This window comes from Leifsonia sp. HAY1-4F (genome assembly GCF_056755275.1).
In genome coordinates this window covers 1-445 of the sequence record NZ_JBNDHX010000212.1, presented here as the reverse complement: position 1 = coordinate 445, position 445 = coordinate 1, and the positions used below count along the sequence as shown (strand labels likewise).

1 pseudogene is annotated in these 445 nt (G+C 59.3%); it reads left to right on the top strand.

Features of this window, described 5'->3' with window-relative positions:
• Positions 1-15: 15 nt before the first annotated feature.
• Positions 16-273: pseudogene (locus tag ACPYOG_RS19250) on the top strand (trimeric intracellular cation channel family protein); the annotation flags it as partial.
• Positions 274-445 lie beyond the last annotated feature (172 nt).

Genomic DNA, 445 nt, shown 5'->3' with positions numbered 1-445 from the left:
TGTGTATAAGAGACAGACATCACGGCCAATGAAATCCCAACGCTGTTCAACAACCGCGATATCTATGCGCTGCCTGCCTTCGTGGGGGCGGGCTTGACCACGTTGATGTGGCACCTTGGGCTCTTCACGGGACTCACGGCCTGTGTCATTGCCGGTGTTGTTTTCGCCTTCCGGGTGACGGCCTGGCGACGCAGCTGGTATGTGCCATTGGCTGTCCGGGGATGGCACCGTGCCGGTACCGGTGGGGGCGCAATTTCGGGTGCCCGGGATTAGCTAGGATAAGAGCATGACTGACATGTTCCTCGAGAAGTTCCGCGCGCTGGTCCCAAAGTATCTCGAGGATGAATGGCAGGAAGAAGACGGCCTCACGCCCGACGAACTGGACGACGCCCTCGCCGATCACTCCTTCACCATCCCACTGGTTCTTCGCGAGTTCTACCTGGCC